Source organism: Bartonella sp. OT172YNZD (genome assembly GCF_042193725.1).
Classification (GTDB): Bacteria; Pseudomonadota; Alphaproteobacteria; order Rhizobiales; family Rhizobiaceae; genus Bartonella; species Bartonella grahamii_A.
The window spans coordinates 194,419-215,015 of record NZ_JBHILZ010000002.1 but is presented as its reverse complement, the minus strand read 5'-3'; the positions used below and the strand labels follow the sequence as shown (position 1 = coordinate 215,015).

Below are 20,597 nucleotides of genomic sequence, written 5' to 3'. Positions count from 1 at the left end.
TCCTACTCTCAAGCATGAGAGTCCCTGCGAACACAGATTCCAAAGCCGTTGTCCTATCCTATAGCATGATGCTGGAAAAAATTTCAGCATATGCTCTGAAAAAGGGTGTCGAAGATATCGTAACTGGTCAAGCAATTGGGATATCAAAAACATTTATGCCAACTTGTGGAGAGCTTTTAGCTTATTGCCAGACAGTAGAAAACACCCTTCTTTCAAAAGCCGAAAGTGTACGTAGAGCAATTGAAAACACACGTGAGAAAGCACTCAAAGAAAAAACAGCGAAAGAGCATTTTAGACCACTAACGCTTGTTCACAAGCAAGAGCTTGAAGAAACTTTAAATGGTCTTGGGAGAACAGTGAAAAACATTGCAAGTTAACAAAATCGTGAAAAGTGGTGATCATTTTGGGATTAGGTATGTGTTTAAATCGACAAAAAGGCACCGTACAAAGCGATTTAAAGATTTTACGATATCCCTCTACGCTTCCCCCAGTCATCACGATCTGTCCATTATAGTTTTCTGCATAGAGTGCAGAATCATTAGATATAACATTAACATGATCATTTAGAATGATCGTAGATCTGTATGAAGCCTCTATTCCTTTTATATCTCCTTGCAAGGATCCACCAGATACCGTTATTAGCGAGTTGTCAACTGAAAATGAATATATAGCTGAAATTTTGCTCGTAATAGTTACGTTTTTTTAAGTGGCATTATAATTATAGTTATTTATTCCATGTGCGCCGGCATTAATCTTCACATTTTCCAACTTAACATTTTCTAGTTGAGTATCAGGAGATCCGTTAATAAGGAGATCAACACCATCATTTGCAGAAGTAATGGATCCCCCTGTCATATACCCTATGCCATTGTGGTGTATAGCAAGACTTATGTATCCTGCATTAATGGTTACATGATCTAACTGAATAAAGGCATTTTTATCCTGAGCACTCGCTGCCATCGATGATTTTGAATCAATAGTACCACCGGTCATTTTTATCGTACCATTATCGTATGCAACAAGACCGTTGTTAGTGCTTTTAACAGTTGTATTTCTATATAATTCAATCGTGCTTCTAGGTGTGTTATCGTCGAGACTACTATAGACAGCACTTACAACACCAGCACCTGGGATACTAGGACCGACGAGAGTTAAATCAATACCATAGATTGTTCCACCGTTTTCTGCAGAAATACTCTCGTAACTTTTTTTAGACTCTATAATTGTTTTTCCTTTTTGATCCTTAAGGATTTCAGCCTGCGCGTTAAAGTGTGCGCCCAACAATAGGATTGTTGCAACAGCTGTGCAGGATATAAAGAGATTTTTAGACATTTGTATTTTCCTAAAGGAATAAGTCGCCAGCACTCTTTCCCGCTTATAAGAAGGATGAACAATGGATATTTTAATTATATTATTTACTTATTAGTTAAATTATTTTTTATTGTCATATATTATAGATTTACTTAATTTAATAAAATAAATCATTTTTATTATTTAATAGATAATGTGTTTATAATTAATATATATTAATAATTAAAATACTTTAAAGAAAAACATTCAATGATATACAAAATAATATTTTTGTTATGAAATAATTTAGGATTGAGATATTTTCTTTTAAAAGCTTTATCTTGAAAGAGTAAAAGCACTTTCAGTAATAATAGTGGAAACAAATGATAGGTTGGTAGAGATTTTTCTGTCGGAAGCTAAGTACAAGTTTCTACTCATCATCTTGATAAAGAGGAAGTGATGCGATTTCTGTATCAAGTGCATCCATAAAATCGATAATAAAAGCAGCATTCGTTCCCAAATCTCTAGGCAAATAACGAGAAGCAGAGCGCATATCAACAAAGGTGGTATCACCTTCATCAGTTAAGCGTATCACAATATCTGAAATGAAACCAAGGTAAAAAGTTTTTGCTATTGTTTCAATATAAAGCGCATCTTCTTCACCTTGAAACTTTCTTTGAGCCACAACAGGCCAATCATAGGTTGCTAAAACATTGAGAACAGATTCGCGAATACGCTCAGGTGAGCCATCATAACGGCGCCCCGATATTTCTGGCCATTGTGACATCTGTAATGTTGTTTGTTCAGTCAAAACACTTTTAAGCGGTAAAGCATCGCTGGGACGTATTGTGCGAAAAAAAGCTGGCGGGTTTTGTGTATCGGTAGAAATATCGTAAAGAGCCGGGAAGGTAAACCAAAGTCCAAAAAATAACATCAATGGTGTAGCAGTTATTAATGAATAAATGATCCCTTTTAAAGCTTTCATTCCCCCTAGGGCTCCATAGACCCATAAGCTGTAAAGTGCTTTTAAAGCAAGAAAAAGAGAAATAATTACACAGCCAGTAGAGATGCCTATCAAAATTATGAAGTCGGTTACGTTAATGACGGAAAAACGTTGTAAAATGACTGAAAATAATAAAATAAAGAACGCCAATCCACCAAATCGAGGGGACCATACCGCTGCTCTTGAAACGAACTGAACATATCTCTTCTTCATGAAGTTTTTCCCCTCAATTGTAAACTATAAGCCAAGTTTTTTTTCAGAGTGCATACCTTACGAAAAGCTTCTGCTTATAAGACAAAAATAAAGCACTTATTTTTGAGGTCAAGGATGCGTAATGTGTTATAAGTTTCCAGCGATTATTTTAGCACTTCATTGAAAGTAATCAGTATTTCTTCTATAGTTTATCATGTGATTGATGCGAATTGTATGGGAATGTTTGTAAATAAAAAGAAATAAACTCAAATAACAAGTTTTACGGTTGTTAGCAGCATATTTATTTAGAATTTTGATTTTGCTCTTCTAATCGCGGGGAGTTTTTTCTGTCAGATAATGCGTATCAAATATGGTATGATGATGTGCAATAGAGATTTCATTCTATCTCAATAAAAAATTTAGGGATCTACAATCAGACAAACCTGAATTCGAGTATTCGATTAATAGAGAAAAAAGATAACCATTTTGATAGGCTTCGTTTATTTTGTATAGAAAGTAAGGTGTTGTACAAATGAGAGGTTAGTCCGTTTTTATTCATAAAATATGCGGCAGGTTGCAGATGAAAGGAAAGCTTCACTTTCTTTTTTTGCTAGTGAAGAAGGGGCAAAAATACGTAAAATGACAAAACCTTCATTCAAATTTTTAGCAACCAAAACTGAATTGGCATTTTTTTTAGGTTTTGATTTTTTGAGTTCTATTATTTGTATTGGTTTTCCAATAATAAGATCGAGTGTATTATCAGGGGCTGTTCGGTCATTAAGGCTGTAGAAAATAATTCCGTTGTGTGTGTAGGCTGCCAGTGACCAAAATTGTCGTGTTTTCGAAGCTTTTAAATGAACAGGTCCATTTTCAAGATTAAATCTACAGACTTTAAGAAGAAAGAGTGGATCAGCAAATTGTTGAATAGGATTATTGGGAGTAAAGTCAACAAATTGATAAGGGAATCCAGATTTTTTAAGAGTTGTCCATATATTATTTTGTGCCCAATAGGGGATTAGAAATAAAACGCAAATATGAACAATGATAGCGCCAATGATTGCAAGAAGTGCGGTATGAATAAATCTAGTCACAATTTATTTGTCCTGATGGAATTTGTTCTATTGAGGGCATCGTAAGCTTTTGTAGTGCCGTTGCAGAAATGATTGAGGTATCGTATAAGGTAAGAATAAGCCCAAATTCTTTTTGACTAATTGCTGCAAGCCAATTACCGGCTTGCGGTGTAGGTGAAATATTGATGCGCAATGAGCCATCATGTTCATAAGTAATAGCGTTCGTGTGGAGTTCAAAAGGGATTTCTTTAGATGAAGTATAGGGTTTAAGGGATTTGTTAGCTGTATAAAGGGTAAAAAGACGGGTTTCAGGGATGGTGCCTTTGAGCAAATAATGACAGTGCGGATGGAGTGGACGTCCTTGGTTATCTTGCCAAATCTGGAATTGAAGACCTTCAGTGCGTTCGAGTGAAACTATGCCTCGTTTGGCCGTGCGGGCGCGAGTGTAAGGGTCCATATTGGCGGTTCCCACTTGTGGATAAGCACTCCATTTTCCAATTGTGAAGCGTCCAAAATGAGGAAAGGAATTGAGCACATAATCAACACTCAGTTTTCCACATAAAATGGAAAAAGTGACGATAAAAAAGAAAATGGTGATATTAAAAAACATCAGTGAATATCTTGAATTCAAAATGTTGAATCTCCAGTTGTTTTCATCTTCACAGAAATTGCAGATGTTTTTTTCAGATCTTTGTTAATCAATCGCACGATATTCAATGTTTCAGGAGAAAGCGTAGAGGGTATTGGGGAAAAAAATTCAGAATCTGCATGGGAGGAAAGTATTGGGGGATGATAAGGAAGAAGAGAACTTTTAACACCATAGAGTTGTTTGAGCATAATATTTTGGTGTGCAGTAAGCATGATGCGATGCCATATCATGGCAGGAACGCCACCCCCAAAAGCACGATTCATCGGTGAAAAGTTATCATTTCCCATCCATACCGCTCCAGTATAATTGCCTGTAAAGCCAACAAACCAAGCATCACGATAGGATTGTGATGTTCCAGTTTTCCCAGCGACAAGAGTCATGGGCAGAGCAGCACGCTTACCAGACCCTCGTGTTGTGACACCCACCATCATTTGGTTCATATAAGCAGTTGATTGTCTGCTGAGAACTCGGTGTAACTTATTTCCGTTATGCTTGAAATCCCATACCACACGCCCATCGATTGTTCTGATTTGCGTGAACCCATGCCGATTACCAGCTATCCCGCCATTCGCAAAGACATTAAAGCCAGTTGCTTGATCCATGGGGGTCATGTTGGAAGTGCCAAGAACCATCGTTTTGTGTGATAAAATATGCGCGTTAATCCCCATATTCTTGATGAGATCTACAATAGGTTGGGTATCGCGGTTAAGATATTGATAGGTGAGATACACAGGGACTGTATTAATGGAAAAAGCTAAAGCTGTTGCTAAATCAATTTTCCCCAAATAACGACCAGAATTATTTTTTGGTGTCCAACCTCCCCAATTGATGGGAGCATCTAAAACGATTGTTGAGGGAGATAGACCGTGTTCCAGTGCGATTGCGTAAACATAAGGTTTGAATGAAGAACCAGTTTGCCGTCCTCCTTGTGTCGCTCTGTTAAATTGGCTCTTTTTATAATTCAGTCCTCCAACAATTGCACATACGGCACCATTATTATCGAGTATAACAGTGGCAGCTTGTGTTACGCGATATTGTTGACCATATTGATGTAAATGATATGCAATTGATTCTTCTGCTGCTTTTTGAATATTCGGATCAAGGGTCGTTTGAATGATTAAACTATGGCTTGGAAGTTGATTACGCATTTTTTTGACTTCCTCGAATGCCCAATCAAGAAAATAATCAGGCTGATTATTTTCTATTTGGGGAAGTGCTCTAGCAGGGTGGCGATGCGCATTGATAATCTGACTCTTCGTCATAAAGCCACTATTAACAAGATTAGAAAGGACGACATTGGCACGTGTTTGAGCAGCAAAGAGATGACTATGAGGAGCATATTTTGTTGGAGCTTTAAAGAGTCCTGCTAACATAGCAGATTCACTTAAAGATACATGACGTATGTTTTTTCCAAAATAAAATTTTGCCGCTGCGGCAATACCAAAATTGTTTCCTCCCATATAGGCTCGGTCAAGATAAAGTTGTAAAATCTGCTTTTTGCTAAAATTTGCTTCTAGCCAAAGAGCAAGATAAGCTTCTTTGATTTTACGTGTTATGGTTCTTTCGTTTGTTAAAAATAAATTTTTAGCCAATTGTTGTGTGAGAGTTGAACCACCTTGCACCACACCTTTAGCTTGCATATTTTGTGAAATTGCCCGTGTAAGTCCTTGAAAATCAATACCCCAATGATCAAAAAAACGACGGTCTTCTGTAGCAAGAACCGCTTTAATGACAGTGTCAGGCATTTCTTCAACGGGGACAGAGATTGCCGGCAGTGCACCACGGTGCCCAATGGAATTTCCATAGCGATCTAGAAAAAGAATGGAAAAGTTTTTAGGAGAAGACCAATCTGTTTTGGTCAGTTCAAAAACAGAAATGCCAAAAATGGTAAAAAGAGTAAATCCCATCAACCCTAATGTTAGTATTTCATCGAGAACTTCAACGATAAAACGTTTCCATCCTTGAAGATGAAAATTTTGTGAGACGATTTTTGCCTTTTTCCAGAAAAAACTGTTAGCAGAACGAATGTGATAAAGCGCTGTGTCTAATCGTGCGTCTAATTCAATGAGAGCAGGACTATGAAATGGCTTACGGTGTTGCCCTTTCTTTTTTTTTAAAAAATCAAACATTTAAAGAGAGCCTATGGCAAAGCAATACAACCAAACAAATCTACAATAATTATATGGAGTAGAAGTATTTTTTTTCTATAGTTCTAACAGAGAAAGAATTTGTTTTAGAATTATGCATTTTTTGTAAGATAGTATATTAATATTTTATTATTTTATTGAATAAATTTTATTCTCATTATTAAAAATATTTTTTTGATTTTTTAAAAATTTGGAGTAATGTTAATATGTTCTTCTGTAAGATAGAGGATAAATTGTTTTCATTTGTGATTTTTTAATCGACCAAAAAAAACCATTATTTCTTTTATCCTTTATCAAGGAAGAGAGGAGATGGGTTACTGAAATATTTATGATGAAAAAAAAATTCTTGTTCGTAATAATAGCAGCTTTTTTAGAAGCAGATTCTGTTCTAGCTTCTGGGTGTGCTGAAGTAGGTAAGAAGGCTGCCGCCCAAGAGAGCGGGGTTCTCGTCCGTTCAAAACCGGTTGTTCAGGATGGAAAGGACATGTGTGCAATTGTGGTTGTTGTACCAGCCCGTAATGGTGAAAAGTTACGTCGTGTTGAGTTTTTTGTTCCTGCTGATTAGTCTTTAGCAGATGGTGTTGTGATGCGTATCTTAATTGTTGAAGATGATCGGAATCTTCACCATCAATTAGCAGAAGCTGTAAGACGTGCAGGATATGTTTCCGATAGTGCTTTCGATGGTGAAGAGGCTTATTTTTTAGGTAGCACAGAGTCTTACGATGCGGTGATACTTGATATAGGTTTACCGCAGATTGATGGTATTAGTGTTGTTGAAAAGTGGCGTCAAGAAGGGATCTCCATGCCTGTTTTAATGCTAACAGCGCGAGACCGTTGGTCTGATAAGGTGCACGGTATTGATGCTGGAGCTGACGATTATGTTGTGAAGCCATTTCATTTGGAGGAAGTGATGGCGCGCTTGCGAGCATTAATTCGTCGCACTACGGGACATGCGACGAGTGCATTATGTTGCGGAAATGTTTTGTTGGATACAAAGACGTCTCGTGTTTTTGTGGATGGTCAATTGATTAAACTAACATCTTATGAATTCAGACTGCTTTCGTATCTCATGCATCATTGTGACAGGGTCATTTCAAGAACAGAGCTTACTGAACATCTTTATGATCAGGATTTTGATAAGGACTCGAATACAGTGGAAGTCTTTGTAGGTCGGTTACGGAAAAAGCTTGGAGTGGATTTGATTGAAACTATTCGAGGAATGGGATATCGCGTGAGAACGCGAGGTGATTAATGACTATTTTCGAAGAGAATAATTGGTATAGGAGGTTCTTTTTTGTAATTACTCGATCTCTCAGTTTACGTGTTATGATCTTATCAACATTATGGGTTGTTATTTCTCTTTTATCGATTTCTGCAGTAAGTATTTTATTTTATAAGCGTTCGACTGAACAAAGCCTAGAGCGTATCCTTTCTGCTCAACTCTACAGTCTTATTGCAACAGTGACGGTGTCATCAGAAGGTACTTTAAGAGGAGGGGCTGGGATTGATGATATTCGTTATTCTGATCCAACAACAGGATGGTATTGGGAAGTTGTTGCGATATCCCATAATTTAAAAGGAAGATTGACATCCCCCTCATTGGGAACAGGCGAGATATTTACACCAAGTGATGTTGATATACCTTTTAACAATAAATTCTTTCGCTCTTATCGGATAACGGGGAACAATGGTCAAAAGCTACAAGTGATTGAGAGTGATGTTGTTCTTGATAATAAAAATCATATTGCACGTTTTCGGCTTGTTGGGAATATCGATGAAGCTCATGCCCAGGTAAAGGAATTTAAGCGAACTTTGCAAATTTTTCTTTGGAGTTTCGGTATCGGGAGTGTTCTTATTAATATTGCTATTATTTTCTTTAGTTTTCAACCGTTGAAGCTTATTCGACGTGCATTGAATGATATTCGCGAAGGAAGAGTTCATTATGTGAATACGGATTTAGTAAGCGAAGTGATGCCGCTTGTACAAGAGATGAATGCTCTCATTAATAATAATCAGCGTATTATTGAGCGATTTCGCACACAGGTTGGTAATCTTGCGCATTCATTGAAGACGCCTCTATCCGTGATTATGAATGAGACAGATAAGATGCGTGGAGAAAAGGCTTGTTTGTTGAGAGAGCAAACGCAAATGATGCAAGCTCAAATCAATCATTATCTTCAGCGTGCGCGGATTGCAGCACAATGCGATAGTATTATCTATCATACGTCTGTTCGCAGTGTGCTTGAACGTTTGGTGCGGGTTATGAAAAAGCTTAATCCTGAAAAACAAATTCAATTTATTATGGATGTTGATGATATTGTTTTTTCTGGAGAGAAGGAAGACTTAGAAGAAATTATAGGGAATTTGATTGAAAATGCTACTCAGTGGTCTCGAGCAAAGGTTTTGATCTCTTGTTGTTTAGAAGAAAATGTTGAAGAAACAGAATATTTCAGTATCTTTGTAGAAGATGATGGTCCTGGTCTAACAGAAGACAAAATGGATGAAGCATTAAAAAGAGGGAGGCGGTTTAATGAAAGTAAACTGGGGGCAGGCTTAGGGTTAGCAATTGTTTCAGATATGGTCAGTGAATATGGTGGAAATCTCTTTTTATCACGTTCTGATTTGGGTGGGTTGTATGCAAAAGTTTTATTACCTAAGATGGGAGAATAACATATTTTCTCCTTAAGAAAGAAATGTCTATAAAGTTTGTAAAGCAGTATTTTCAGACAATACATAAAGAGTAGGGAAACATTTTTTTAGTTTCTTTGTTTAATTGAATATATAATAACCATGTACAATAGATTTTATAATATTTTCCATGAAAAGATAAATTTTTATCAATTCATATCACTCTTCTCATGAAGAGGGTAAAATGTAAGCGAGTTATTCTCTGTTCGTATTGGAAAAAAATGATATGCTCTTATTAATTTTTGCAGCATTTTTTCTGACTTTACTGGCAAGTATTCTTTTTCTTTCACTACGTTTTGACGATGAGATAAAGAAAAAATGGAAAGTTCAAATCGTGGATGGTTATAGAAGTCATAAGCATACGATTGAGTTTAACAAGCTTTATATGCATTATAAAAAAAGAAATATTCTTAAGGCTTTAAGTATTTTGTTTGTTCTTCTTATGACATGGAATATTTATGGCCTGACAGGCAATCCAGAAGTGAAAAGTTATTTTTTTAGCGAATTAATGGATAAGGATCCTAAAACTCTCAGTAAGCAAGAAAAGCTTATTCGTTTACAAGTGCTTTTTTTCCGTGCACCTCATGATGGTAAGCTAGCAGATGCGTTAGCGGTAGGGTATCTCGAAGAAAGCTTTTTTCAAGAGGCTGTGAATACTTATTTAGACGCACTTCGTTTGAATGGAGAAACAGCTCCCAGACTTGTAGGATATGGTTTAGCATTGGTTGGTTATGAAGGGGGAGTGATAACACAAGAAGCACAAAATGCTTTTCAAAAAGCAGCAGATTTAGCGCCAACAGATTTTTATCCACGTTTATTGTTGGCCGATGCATTTCATCAAGCAGGAAAAACTGCGCAGGCAGTGCAATTTTTACAAAGCTTTCTTGATACAATGCCTGAAAATTTTTCAGGAAAATCACGAGTTAAAAAAATGATGATTCAGTTACGTGATTTATCGAGTGAGCATACAAAGAAAAGCAATCGTCGCCAATTGAGATGATGAAATATAAAGAGAAAAGCTGTTTAGAAAGAACAAGAGAAGTAATCATCTTAGAAGTACGTATTTGTGAAGAAGATTGAAGAACAGAAATGAAGAATGTAAAGAGCGCGATATAAGTGGTTATAGGTTAAATAAAAATTGGTGGAAAAACTAAAAAAGGTATTGATAAGCTTGTTAACAAAGGTGAGCTATTGGATAAAAAGTTGCACCTATGTAGAAGATGTGGCAAAGCTCTTAAAAAATAAAATATTGATACTTAATTATAACGTATTTAAAATTTTTTCGTATAGTGTCTATGAACAGTCGATCTTTAAAGAATTCTGCTTCGTTGAAGATTATTTTAGAGCAGCGAAAAAAAAAGCGCTTACTGATCATATTATTATGTTGTTTGGTTATAACAATTGCAGCAAGTCTCATAGTGTATGCAATGCGTCATGCGGTCAGTTTTTTTAGAATGCCCTCTGAAATTACAAGAGAAGATATTTTAACGGGGCGCCCTTTGCGTTTGGGTGGCTTTGTTGAAAAGGGAACTGTTCAATATGTTGGAAAGAGAGGCGTTATTTTTTTTGTAACGGATAACAAAAAACATGAAAAAGTGGTTTTTAACGGTGCCTTACCGGATCTTTTTCGTGAAGGTCAGGGGGTGATTGTAGAAGGGTATTTCGATAAACAGGGTTTTTTTATAGGGACGCGTATTTTAGCAAAACATGATGAAACTTATATGCCTAAAGAAACAGCTGATCGTTTGAAAAAACATTACATTATGGAGAAATAATTCGATTGTGCTTGTCGAACTGGGTCATATTTTTTTAGCTGCAGCATTTTCAGTAAGCTTATTAGGGGCGTTCTTACCTGCTTTAGGTTTTTGGTGGAGAGAGCGTTTGTTAATGCAAACAGCTGTTCCTCTAACATATATCACTTTTACATTACTGCTTTTATCTTTTTTAGTGATAATTTATGCTTATGCCGTATCTGATTTTTCTGTTTTGAACGTTGTTGAGAATTCTCATTCAGAAAAACCGATGCTCTATAAAATTACAGGTGTTTGGGGCAACCACGAAGGCTCTATGTTGTTATGGGTTTTAAGTCTTGCTTTTTTTAGTGCATTGATGGCCTTTTTTAGCCAACATTTGTCAGAAGATTTTAAGACGCTTGTTTTAATTTGTCAAAGTTGGATTACAAGTGCTTTTCTTTTATTTATTCTTTTTGTATCCAATCCATTTTTACGTGTGAATCCACCAGCATTGCAGGGAAATGGTCTCAATCCTCTTTTACAAGATATTGCATTAGCGATTCATCCACCGCTACTTTATTTAGGTTATGTTGGTTTTTCACTTTGTTTTTCTTTTGCCGTTGCGGCATTGATTACCGGACATGTTGATAGAATTTGGGCGCGTGGGATTCGTCCGTGGCTTTTACTTTCTTGGTGTTTTTTGACATTGGGTATTATGGTTGGCTCCTATTGGGCTTCTTATGAGCTAGGATGGGGGGGGTATTGGTTTTGGGATCCTGTTGAAAATGTTTCGTTTATGCCTTGGCTTTCAGGAACGGCTCTTTTACATTCTTCTCTTGTTCTCGAAAAACGAGAAATATTGAAAAGTTGGACTTTGTTTTTAGCGCTGCTTACTTTTTCCCTTTCTCTGATGGGAACTTTTCTTGTGCGTTCGGGGCTTTTAGTTTCTGTTCATAGTTTTGCTGTTGATCCAGCACGGGGGAAAGCAATTCTTGCGCTTTTATTTTTTTTTACAGTAGCGGCTTTTCTTCTTTTTGCTTTGCGCACCCCTATTTTAAAGACAGAAAGATTTTTTCAACCAATTTCACGTGAAGGGTTTATTGTTTTAAATAACTTGTTACTTACAACAATAACAGCAACAGTATTGATTGGTACGCTTTATCCTTATTTTATTGAGATATTAACAGGGCAAAAAATTTCTGTAGGGGCGGCTTTTTTTAACCTTACCTGTGGACCGCTAATGGTTTTGCTGTTGTTGTTTGTTCCGTTTGGGGCAATGATGGCATGGAAACGCGGTGATTTTCTTGCAGTTTTTGAACGGTTGTGGTTTGTTTTTGTATTGGTTGGTATCGTCTGTTTTATAATATTTTATGCGACATCTGTGCGTGATATTTTTGCAGTTTTAGGGATTGGGCTTTCCGCGTTTGTTTTTTTAGGCAGTTTAGCCGATCTATGGGGAAAGAGTGGATATGGCAAGAGAGCTTTTTCAGTACGCGTTAAGAAATTTATTGGATTGCCATGGTCTACTTTTGGTGCAGCAATAGCACATATGGGATTAGGCGTTACATTATTTGGTATTGTTTGTGTGGCAAGTTTTGGGCAAGAACGTATTTTAATCATGAACGTAGGGGATAGGGTGACGATAGTGGATAAAACGCTTCATTTTGATGCAGTGTATGATGGTGTTGGTTCGAATTATTCGGCAATGGAGTTTTGTTTTAAAATATATGAAGATAAAAACATTGTGGGTCATGTAACAGCCTCAAAGAGATTTTATTCAAGCCAAAATACATCAACAACAGAAGTTGGTCTTCAAAATCATGGCTTATCGCAGCTATATATCGTACCGGGACGTATCGATAATCAGGGTCTTGTGGTGCACATATGGTGGAAGCCTTATGTAATATGTATTTGGTTAGGGGCATTCATGATGGCTGTAGGCGGATGTCTTTCTCTTCTGGGGTATTGGTTTCGCATTGGCATGTACAATAGGGTACTGCTTGCTTTAAATTTTTGGAAAAGACATTGAGATGAAAAAAATTCTTTGGATTGTATTTTTTTTAATTGCAACGTTTCCTTTTCGATTAGCAATAGCAGTAGAGCCGGATGAGATTTTAAAAGATAAGCTTCTTGAAGCGCGAGCACGTCATATTTCATCGCATTTACGTTGTCCGGTTTGTCAAAATCAATCAATTGATGATTCAGATGCTTCTCTAGCACGTGATTTACGGCTTTTAATTCGGGAAAGGCTAAAAATGGGCTATAGTAATCAGCAAGTCACTGACTTTCTTGTTGAGCGATATGGTGAATTTATTCTCTTGAAGCCACCATTGAATAAAATAACTTGGTTTTTATGGTTTTCGCCTTTGATCATTATCATCATTGGGGCAAGTATCATATTTTTCCACTTCAAACGGAATAATCATGAGAAAATAGTAAGTTATGTGAATGAAAAAGAACAGTCAAAAATGCCATTGCATTAAAAAAGATGTTATATAAAAGAAAAAAATCAGATCATCTACAATGAGCATACAATCTTATTGTAATTATATTAGGGAATACTGAAACCTTACAAAACTTTAATAATTTAGACAGAAAACGGTAAGGTCTGGTGTCTTATAAGTGATCGGAATTGGAATAAAGGTATGATTGAATAGGAGCATAGAGTAAATGGTTAAAAAGGCTTTCTTTAAAACATTTGTCGCAGTGAGTTTTTCTGCGATGTTGGAAAGTGCACTGTTTTTTAGTGGATGTACATCAAGCTTGTGGATGACAAAGGCTCATGCAAGTTCTGTATTTACTTCGTTAATGCAACAACAGGGATTTGCTGATATTGTTGCTCAAGTGAAACCAGCAGTTGTAGCAGTACAAGTAAAGAGCAATAAAAAGAAAGAAGATAGGTTCTTTAGCAACTTTTTTAGTGGTCCAGGTTTTGATCAATTACCAGACCAGCATCCTTTGAAAAGATTTTTTAAAGAGTTTTATGATTTTGATAAACCTAAAAATAAATTTCCCCACCAATCGCAGAGACTCCGTCCTGTTGCTTTTGGATCGGGTTTTTTTATTTCGTCTGATGGTTACATTGTGACCAATGATCATGTGATTTCTGACGGAACAAGTTATACTGTTGTTCTTGATGATGGTACAGAATTGAACGCAAAGCTCATTGGGAAAGACCCCAAAACCGACCTTGCCGTATTAAAAGTGAGTGATAAAAGAAAATTTTCCTATGTTGATTTTGGTGATGATTCAAAGCTTCGTGTTGGGGATTGGGTTGTTGCCATTGGGAATCCATTTGGCCTTGGTGGAACTGTGACAGCAGGTATTGTTTCTGCACGCGGACGTGATATTGGCACTGGTGTGTACGATGATTTTATTCAGATTGATGCTGCTGTTAATAGAGGGAACTCTGGTGGTCCAACGTTTGATCTTAATGGAAAGGTTGTTGGGGTTAATACAGCAATTTTTTCTCCTTCTGGAGGAAATGTTGGGATTGCTTTTGCTATTCCGGCAGCGACTGTAAAACAGGTTGTACAACAACTTATTGAAAAAGGTTCAGTTCAACGTGGTTGGTTAGGTGTTCAGATTCAACCGGTAACAAAGGAGATTTCTGATTCAATAGGTTTGAAAGAAGCCAAAGGGGCTTTGGTCACTGATCCGTTAAAAGGACCGGCAGAAAAGGCTGGTATTAAAGCGGGTGATGTAATTATTTCAGTGAATAATGAAAAGGTTGCTGATGCGCGTGAGCTGGCGAAACGTATTGCAAATATTAAACCAGGAGAAACGGTAACCATAGGGATTTGGAGATCAGGTAAGGAGGAGAGTATCAAGGTTAAACTCGCTTCAATGTCTGAAGATGAAAGTAAGAAAGAGACTTCAAAATATTCAAATGGACGGGGTGATTTAGATGAGACATTGGAAGATTATGGTCTGATTGTTATGCCTTCTGATGATGGTGTAGGGGTTGTCGTAACGGATGTCGATATCGATTCAGATGCTGCAGATAAAGGGATACGTCCTGGTGATATCATTGTGACAGTAAATAATAAACCGGTTAAAAAAGTCTCTGATATTATTAGCACAATCAAAAATGCTCAGCAGTTAGGACGAAAGGCTATACTCTTACAAGTGCGAACAAATGATCAAAATCGTTTTGTTGCTCTTCCAATTTTCAAAAAATAAGGCTTTAGTTGTAGGACAAATGTTTATTAAATATTTGTCCTACAACATAACAAGATAATGGAGATGCGTTTTATGAAAATACTCGTTATTGAAGATGATCATGAGACGGGGCATTATCTCGAAAAAGCTTTTTCAGAAGTAGGGCATTCTGTTGATGTTGCTTATGATGGGGATACGGGATACGCTTTAGCGACCACGGAAAATTATGACGTTATGGTTGTTGACCGAATGCTTTTGCATCGTGATGGTCTTTCTATTATTGCTGAATTGCGCGCTAAAGGCAATGAAACACCGGTTCTTATCCTGTCGGCTTTAGGGCAAGTTAATGATCGTGTAACGGGATTGCGTGCAGGGGGAGATGATTATTTGACAAAGCCTTATGCTTTTTCTGAACTTCTTGCGCGTGTTGAAGTTTTACAACGGCGGAAAAATCCTAAAGAAGCAGAAACTGTTTATTGTGTAGGTAATCTTGAACTTGATCGGCTAGCACATACGGTAAAACGGGGTGATAGAAACATCCTATTACAACCACGAGAGTTTCGTTTACTTGAATATTTGATGCGCTATGCGGGGCAGGTTGTTACACGCACTATGCTTTTGGAAAATGTTTGGGATTACCATTTTGATCCACAAACGAATGTCATTGATGTCCATATCTCCCGTTTGAGAGCCAAAATTGAAAAAGATTTTGATGTTCCCCTTCTCCATACCGTGCGTGGAGCTGGATATATGCTGAAAGCACCAGATAACAAAGCATGAATCGTTTGATTAATATAATGCGCACGACGGCGCTAAGGCTTTCAGCACTTTACATTTTATTGTTTGGATTGGTGGCAACAGGGCTTTCTATTTATATGACGGCATTTTCTGCTTCATTGTTAACAGAGCAAACTGAACAGGCTTTACATGAAGAATTAAAGTATATTGAAAATGCTTATAATTATGGGGGATTATCCTTATTAATGCGCACTATTGATTATCGTTCAAGACAACCAGGAGCATTTCTTTATCTTGTTACGGATTCTATGGGGCGTATTTTAGCAGGAAATGTAGCACGTATTGAATTAGGTCTTTTGAATCAGAGTGGTTTTATTTCTACCTCTTTTTTGTATTCCCGTTTTGGAGAACATGGCAAAACAAGTGAACATCGCGCTTTGGCGGTTATTGTTGATTTACCTAATGCTATGAAGATTCTTATAGGACGCGATTTGGATGAGCCAGAACGTTTTGCAGTGGTTATTCGTAAAGCTGTGATCATTGCACTTGTTGCAATGGTTGGAGGCGCTTTACTCATATGGTTTTTTGTTGGCAGGAGAGCTTTACAAAGGATTGATCATGTAACGGCTGCATCACAGCGCTTGATGGATGGTGATTTCAGTGGGCGTTTACCTGTTTCTGGAGTAGGGGATGAGTTTGATCGATTGTCAACTAATCTTAATGTTATGTTAGACCGCATTGAAGAGTTAAATATTGGTTTACGTCAAGTATCAGATAATATTGCTCATGATCTGAAAACGCCGTTAACGCGTCTTAGAAATCGCGCTGAAGAGGCGCTTTCAGGAAATAAGACAAAGCTTGAATATCGTCAGGTCCTTGATAGGGTTATTGCAGAATCAGATCAACTTATTTGTACGTTCAATGCGATTTTAATGATTTCACGTATTGAGGCTAGCAGTGCAATTGAGCATCTTGAAATGATGAATATGAAACTGATCCTTGAAGATGCTGTTGAGATTTACGAACCTTTTGCTGAAGAGACAGGTGTTTTACTTCGGTTAGGGAATATATTTGATAAAGACCTTAAATTGAATCGTGAGCTTGTTGCACAATCAATTTTTAATCTTATAGATAATGCCATTAAATATGCGTCTAAAGGTGAAATGAAAGCCGAGGTTTGCTTATCAATGGAATATCGTGATGAACATTTATTAGTGGTTGTGAGCGATAATGGACCAGGAATAGCAGAGGATAAACGTGAAAAAGTGACAGAACGATTTGTTCGTCTTGAAGAAAGCCGCACACAACCTGGGTTTGGGATTGGTTTAAGTATAGCAAAAGCAGTTATGAAACTTCATGGGGGTGAATTATTACTTGAAAATGCAAATCCAGGGCTTAGGGCTGTTTTGTTATTTCCTTAAAGATATTTTTCTTCACTTTTCTCTTTTCATACGTAACAACTATTTTAAAAGTATAAAGCAATAGAAAGGAAGGCAACATGCTTTTCAAGGGAGCGCAAACGAAACAAGCTTTTTTAAAAACACAGCTTCTCCCTTTATGCCCTCTCAATAAAAGTGGTTCCCAATGGTTAAAAGACCTGGAAGAACAAGCAAGGAAAGAAGGTTTAGAATCGCTTGTTTCTATTATTTCAGAAAGTGGAACGCAGATTGATTTTATCAGTTCGGTTATGACCTTATCTCCTTTTTTGCGTGAGGTTTTAATTGCCAATCCATCATATCTTAGTGCTTTATTAAATGTTGATATAGAAACAAGGTTGAGAGAAATTATAGATGATATTACGGCTATTGATAAGGATGAATCTATAAATGAAACTTCATTGATGGTTGCTTTAAGGCGCAAAAAACGAGAAGCGCATGTTCTCATTGCTTTAGCTGATTTGAGTGGTGTTTTTACTTACGAAGTTTCATGTTTTTGGTTGACACGTTTGGGCGAAGCAGCATTAAGTGTAGCACTACGTTTTCTATTAAGAGAAGCGCATGATCATGGTAAGATCAATTTATTAAGCCGTGAGAATCCAGAAAAAGACTGTGGTTTAATTATTTTAGGGATGGGAAAATTAGGAGCAGGGGAACTTAATTATTCTTCGGATATTGATCTTATTGTTTTAATTGATGAAACATCACCTCATATTGGTAATCTTTCTGAAAGTGTTGACGTATTTTCTAAAATGGTACGCCGATTAATCCGTATCATTCAAGAACGCACTGCGGAAGGATATGTTTTTCGTCTTGATTTTCGGCTTCGTCCAGATCCAGGATCAACTCCTTTGGCCTTACCAGTAAGGACTGCCTTGCGTTATTACGAAGGGCGTGGGCAAAATTGGGAACGAGCAGCCATGATTAAAGCACGTCCAGTTGCTGGTGATAAGAGGGCAGGTTCTAACTTTCTCAAAGAGCTTTTTCCTTATGTGTGGCGGAAATATTTAGATTACGCTGCTATTGCTGATATTCATTCGATCAAACGTCAAATTCATGCGCATAAAAATTACGATCAAATTGCAGCTTATGGGCATAATATAAAGTTAGGTCGTGGTGGTATTCGTGAGATTGAGTTTTTTGTTCAGACACAGCAGCTCATTGCCGGTGGGCGTTTTCCTCAATTACGTGGACGTCAGACAGTTGCAATGTTAGCAGAACTTCACACGCTTGGTTGGATCAGTGAGAAAACAAGAAATAGCCTTATAAAAAGTTATGCTTTTCTTCGAAATGTAGAACATCGTATTCAGATTCTTTTCGATGAACAAACACATCTTCTTCCAAATGATATTGCTCAATTCACGAGTGTTGCCTATTTAATGGGTTATCAAGACAGTAGCAGTTTTATCCGTGATTTATTAAAAACACTTCAGGTTGTTGAAAAACATTATGCAGTACTGTTTGAGAATGAGCAAGAACTTGGTTTAGAAATTGGTAATTTAGTTTTTACAGGTGAAGAAGATGATCCGGAGACATTAATAACGTTAAGCCGTTTAGGCTTTGAAAGAGCAAGTGATATTTGTCGTATTATGCGCACTCTCCATTGTGGTCGTTATAAAGCAACGCAATCAGCCGAAGCACGCGAGAGATTAACGGAATTAACACCAGCTCTTTTGAAAGCTTTTGGTGGGACAAAACGAGCTGATGAAGCGATGTTGCGTTTTGATAGTTTTTTACAGGGCTTACCTTCAGGAATTCAGCTTTTTAGTCTTTTGCAGTCTCATCCCTCTCTTTTGAATATGCTTGTCCTTATTATGGGTGCTGCTCCACGTCTTGCAGAAATTATTACACGCAGAACCCATGTTTTTGATGGAATGTTAGATCCGAATATTCTTTCAGAATTACCAACAAAAACGTATTTAGAAAAACGGCTTGAATATTTTCTTGAAAATATTCTTTCTTATGAGGAAATTCTCGACCATTTAAGGATTTTTGCAGATGAACAACGTTTTTTGATTGGTATTCGAATTCTGAATGGTGTAATTACAGGAGAAAAAGCGGGTTTTGCTTTTACTGCGCTTGCTGATCTCATGATTACAAAAACATTTGCTGCCGTTCAAGAGGAGTTTTCTCGTCTTCATGGTAGTATTAAAGGGGGGCGTGTTGGCATATTGGGTATGGGGAAGCTTGGAAGTCGCGAATTAACGGCAGATTCCGATGTTGACCTCGTTTTTCTTTATGAACACGATGATGATGCAGAAATATCTGACGGAGAAAAGCCTCTTTATATCTCTCAATATTATACGCGTTTAGCACAGCGCCTCGTTTCTGCTTTATCCACTCTTACAAGCCAAGGTGTTCTTTATGTCGTTGATTTAAGGTTACGGCCGTTAGGTAATAAAGGTCCTGTTGCTGTTTCTTTTCCATTTTTTAAAAAGTATTATCGCCAAGAAGCATGGATATGGGAATATCTTGCTTTAACAAGGGCTCGAGGCATTGCAGGAGATCCTGATTTTTTACAAAAGCTAGAAGATGAAGTGTGCGCAATTGTTGCTATTTCTCGTGATAAGAAGGAAGTTGTAAAAGAAGTATGTGAAATGCGTTCCTTGATTGCAAAAGAAAAGCCACCAAAAAATCAATGGGATTTAAAAACGATGTCTGGTGGCATTATGGATTTGGAGTTTATTGCTCAATTTTCTCTTATTACGCATGTCATTGAGTTTCAAATTGGAGCGACGACAGCGGATATTTTAGATCACTTACCAAACAGTTTTCTTAATCAGTCATGTATTGCTGATTTACATTATGCCTATCGTCTTTATACAAATTTAAGTCAAATTATACGGCTTTGCTTAAATGATTCTCTTGATCCCAATGATATGCCATCTGGATTAAGTGACCTGTTGTTAAATAGTGTTGGGGAACCTGATTTACTTCGTGTTGAAAAATTAATTGCAGAAACTGGGCAATTGGTCTGTTCAGTTTTTACAAAAATCATGAAATCTTAAAACAATTCTATAAGAATAATAAAAATTATTAATTCTATTTTTATATATTAATTTTTATCTTTTATTTCATTATACGCTTGAGAGGGTTAGAGTGAAGTTCTCTACTGGTTTCTCAAGTGTGATGAAAAAAATTCTCAGTTAAATGTGCTATTTTAGTTGTTATTCTTTATACAAAAAGCGATGAGTGACTAGTTTAGTGAATGATATTCTTTATGAGCCTTATCTCATGTGTATGATAAAAGCATATGGGTCATTTATTAAGCAGCAGTATATCAGATACATTTATGAATTGAGAGATATTCAACACAAGAATATATGCAAGAGTTTTTATCGTACAGAATAATTATTTATATAATTCTGGATAATAACGATTAATATGAAGCTATAAAAGATAACATGTAATAATTAATTGAAATATAAAGCATATTTAATTTTTTTTATAATACTATTTATTAAAACTAATTTTATTTTTAAATATAAAA

The 20,597-nt window shown here is 36.7% G+C and carries 17 protein-coding genes; 12 read left to right on the top strand and 5 right to left on the bottom strand.

The features are described from left to right. Positions 1-377, top strand: a 377-nt coding sequence (locus tag ACFIJS_RS01780; RefSeq protein WP_375649290.1) for a hypothetical protein, incomplete at its 5' end; no start/stop codon positions are given. Between the two features lie 325 nt (positions 378-702). Here the strand turns inward: ACFIJS_RS01780 and ACFIJS_RS01775 are convergent. The 5 genes from ACFIJS_RS01775 to ACFIJS_RS01755 all read right to left on the bottom strand — a co-directional run bounded on the left by ACFIJS_RS01775 (position 703) and on the right by ACFIJS_RS01755 (position 6,333). Next, positions 703-1,332 carry a hypothetical protein gene (locus ACFIJS_RS01775; protein WP_375649288.1) on the bottom strand — a complete coding sequence of 210 codons (630 nt, stop codon included), beginning with the start codon at positions 1,330-1,332 and terminating at the stop codon, positions 703-705. 388 nt (positions 1,333-1,720) lie between these two features. After that, positions 1,721-2,506 (bottom strand): DUF1499 domain-containing protein, encoded by a 786-nt coding sequence (locus tag ACFIJS_RS01770; RefSeq protein ID WP_375649286.1) that lies wholly within the window; start codon positions 2,504-2,506, stop codon positions 1,721-1,723. Between the two features lie 530 nt (positions 2,507-3,036). Continuing rightward, positions 3,037-3,576: a hypothetical protein gene (locus tag ACFIJS_RS01765; RefSeq protein WP_375649284.1), complete on the bottom strand. Its 540-nt coding sequence runs from the start codon at positions 3,574-3,576 to the stop codon at positions 3,037-3,039. Then, positions 3,569-4,165, bottom strand: coding sequence for a DUF1214 domain-containing protein (locus tag ACFIJS_RS01760; protein ID WP_375649319.1), 597 nt, complete (start codon positions 4,163-4,165; stop codon positions 3,569-3,571). Before ACFIJS_RS01760 ends, ACFIJS_RS01765 begins: the two co-directional genes overlap by 8 nt. Positions 4,166-4,182: 17 nt before the next feature. Continuing rightward, entirely contained in the window at positions 4,183-6,333 is a 2,151-nt protein-coding gene (locus ACFIJS_RS01755; protein WP_375649281.1) for a transglycosylase domain-containing protein, read from the bottom strand. A 346-nt stretch (positions 6,334-6,679) separates the two neighbouring features. On the opposite strand from ACFIJS_RS01755, the gene ACFIJS_RS01750 reads away from it, so the two are divergent. The 11 genes from ACFIJS_RS01750 (at position 6,680) to ACFIJS_RS01700 (ending at position 20,115) form a co-directional block, all read left to right on the top strand. Continuing rightward, positions 6,680-6,916, top strand: coding sequence for a hypothetical protein (locus tag ACFIJS_RS01750; protein WP_375622279.1), 237 nt, complete (start codon positions 6,680-6,682; stop codon positions 6,914-6,916). 21 nt (positions 6,917-6,937) lie between these two features. Then, positions 6,938-7,603 carry a response regulator transcription factor gene (locus ACFIJS_RS01745; protein ID WP_375634257.1) on the top strand — a complete coding sequence of 222 codons (666 nt, stop codon included), beginning with the start codon at positions 6,938-6,940 and terminating at the stop codon, positions 7,601-7,603. Next, positions 7,603-9,021 carry an ATP-binding protein gene (locus tag ACFIJS_RS01740; RefSeq protein WP_375649279.1) on the top strand — a complete coding sequence of 473 codons (1,419 nt, stop codon included), beginning with the start codon at positions 7,603-7,605 and terminating at the stop codon, positions 9,019-9,021. Before ACFIJS_RS01745 ends, ACFIJS_RS01740 begins: the two co-directional genes overlap by 1 nt. 244 nt (positions 9,022-9,265) lie before the next feature. Then, positions 9,266-10,039 carry a tetratricopeptide repeat protein gene (locus ACFIJS_RS01735; RefSeq protein WP_375649277.1) on the top strand — a complete coding sequence of 258 codons (774 nt, stop codon included), beginning with the start codon at positions 9,266-9,268 and terminating at the stop codon, positions 10,037-10,039. Between the two features lie 295 nt (positions 10,040-10,334). Beyond that, the gene (ccmE, locus tag ACFIJS_RS01730) at positions 10,335-10,814 is read left to right on the top strand and encodes a cytochrome c maturation protein CcmE (RefSeq protein WP_375649275.1); all 480 of its coding nucleotides are present in this window, start codon (positions 10,335-10,337) and stop codon (positions 10,812-10,814) included. Positions 10,815-10,821: 7 nt separating this feature from the next. After that, complete coding sequence (locus ACFIJS_RS01725) at positions 10,822-12,801, top strand: heme lyase CcmF/NrfE family subunit (RefSeq protein ID WP_375649272.1); 1,980 nt, start codon at positions 10,822-10,824, stop codon at positions 12,799-12,801. A 1-nt stretch (position 12,802) separates the two neighbouring features. Then, positions 12,803-13,255, top strand: a complete 453-nt coding sequence (locus tag ACFIJS_RS01720) for a cytochrome c-type biogenesis protein CcmH (protein ID WP_375623358.1) — start codon at positions 12,803-12,805, stop codon at positions 13,253-13,255. A 187-nt stretch (positions 13,256-13,442) separates the two neighbouring features. Then, complete coding sequence (locus tag ACFIJS_RS01715) at positions 13,443-14,954, top strand: Do family serine endopeptidase (RefSeq protein ID WP_375649270.1); 1,512 nt, start codon at positions 13,443-13,445, stop codon at positions 14,952-14,954. Between the two features lie 72 nt (positions 14,955-15,026). Then, on the top strand, positions 15,027-15,713 hold the full coding sequence (locus ACFIJS_RS01710; protein ID WP_375649268.1) for a winged helix-turn-helix domain-containing protein: 687 nt from the start codon (positions 15,027-15,029) through the stop codon (positions 15,711-15,713). Further along, positions 15,710-17,092, top strand: a complete 1,383-nt coding sequence (locus ACFIJS_RS01705; protein ID WP_375649266.1) for an ATP-binding protein — start codon at positions 15,710-15,712, stop codon at positions 17,090-17,092. The genes ACFIJS_RS01710 and ACFIJS_RS01705 overlap by 4 nt, the downstream gene beginning before the upstream one ends. A 77-nt stretch (positions 17,093-17,169) precedes the next feature. Further along, positions 17,170-20,115: a bifunctional [glutamine synthetase] adenylyltransferase/[glutamine synthetase]-adenylyl-L-tyrosine phosphorylase gene (locus tag ACFIJS_RS01700; RefSeq protein ID WP_375649264.1), complete on the top strand. Its 2,946-nt coding sequence runs from the start codon at positions 17,170-17,172 to the stop codon at positions 20,113-20,115. Positions 20,116-20,597 lie beyond the last annotated feature (482 nt).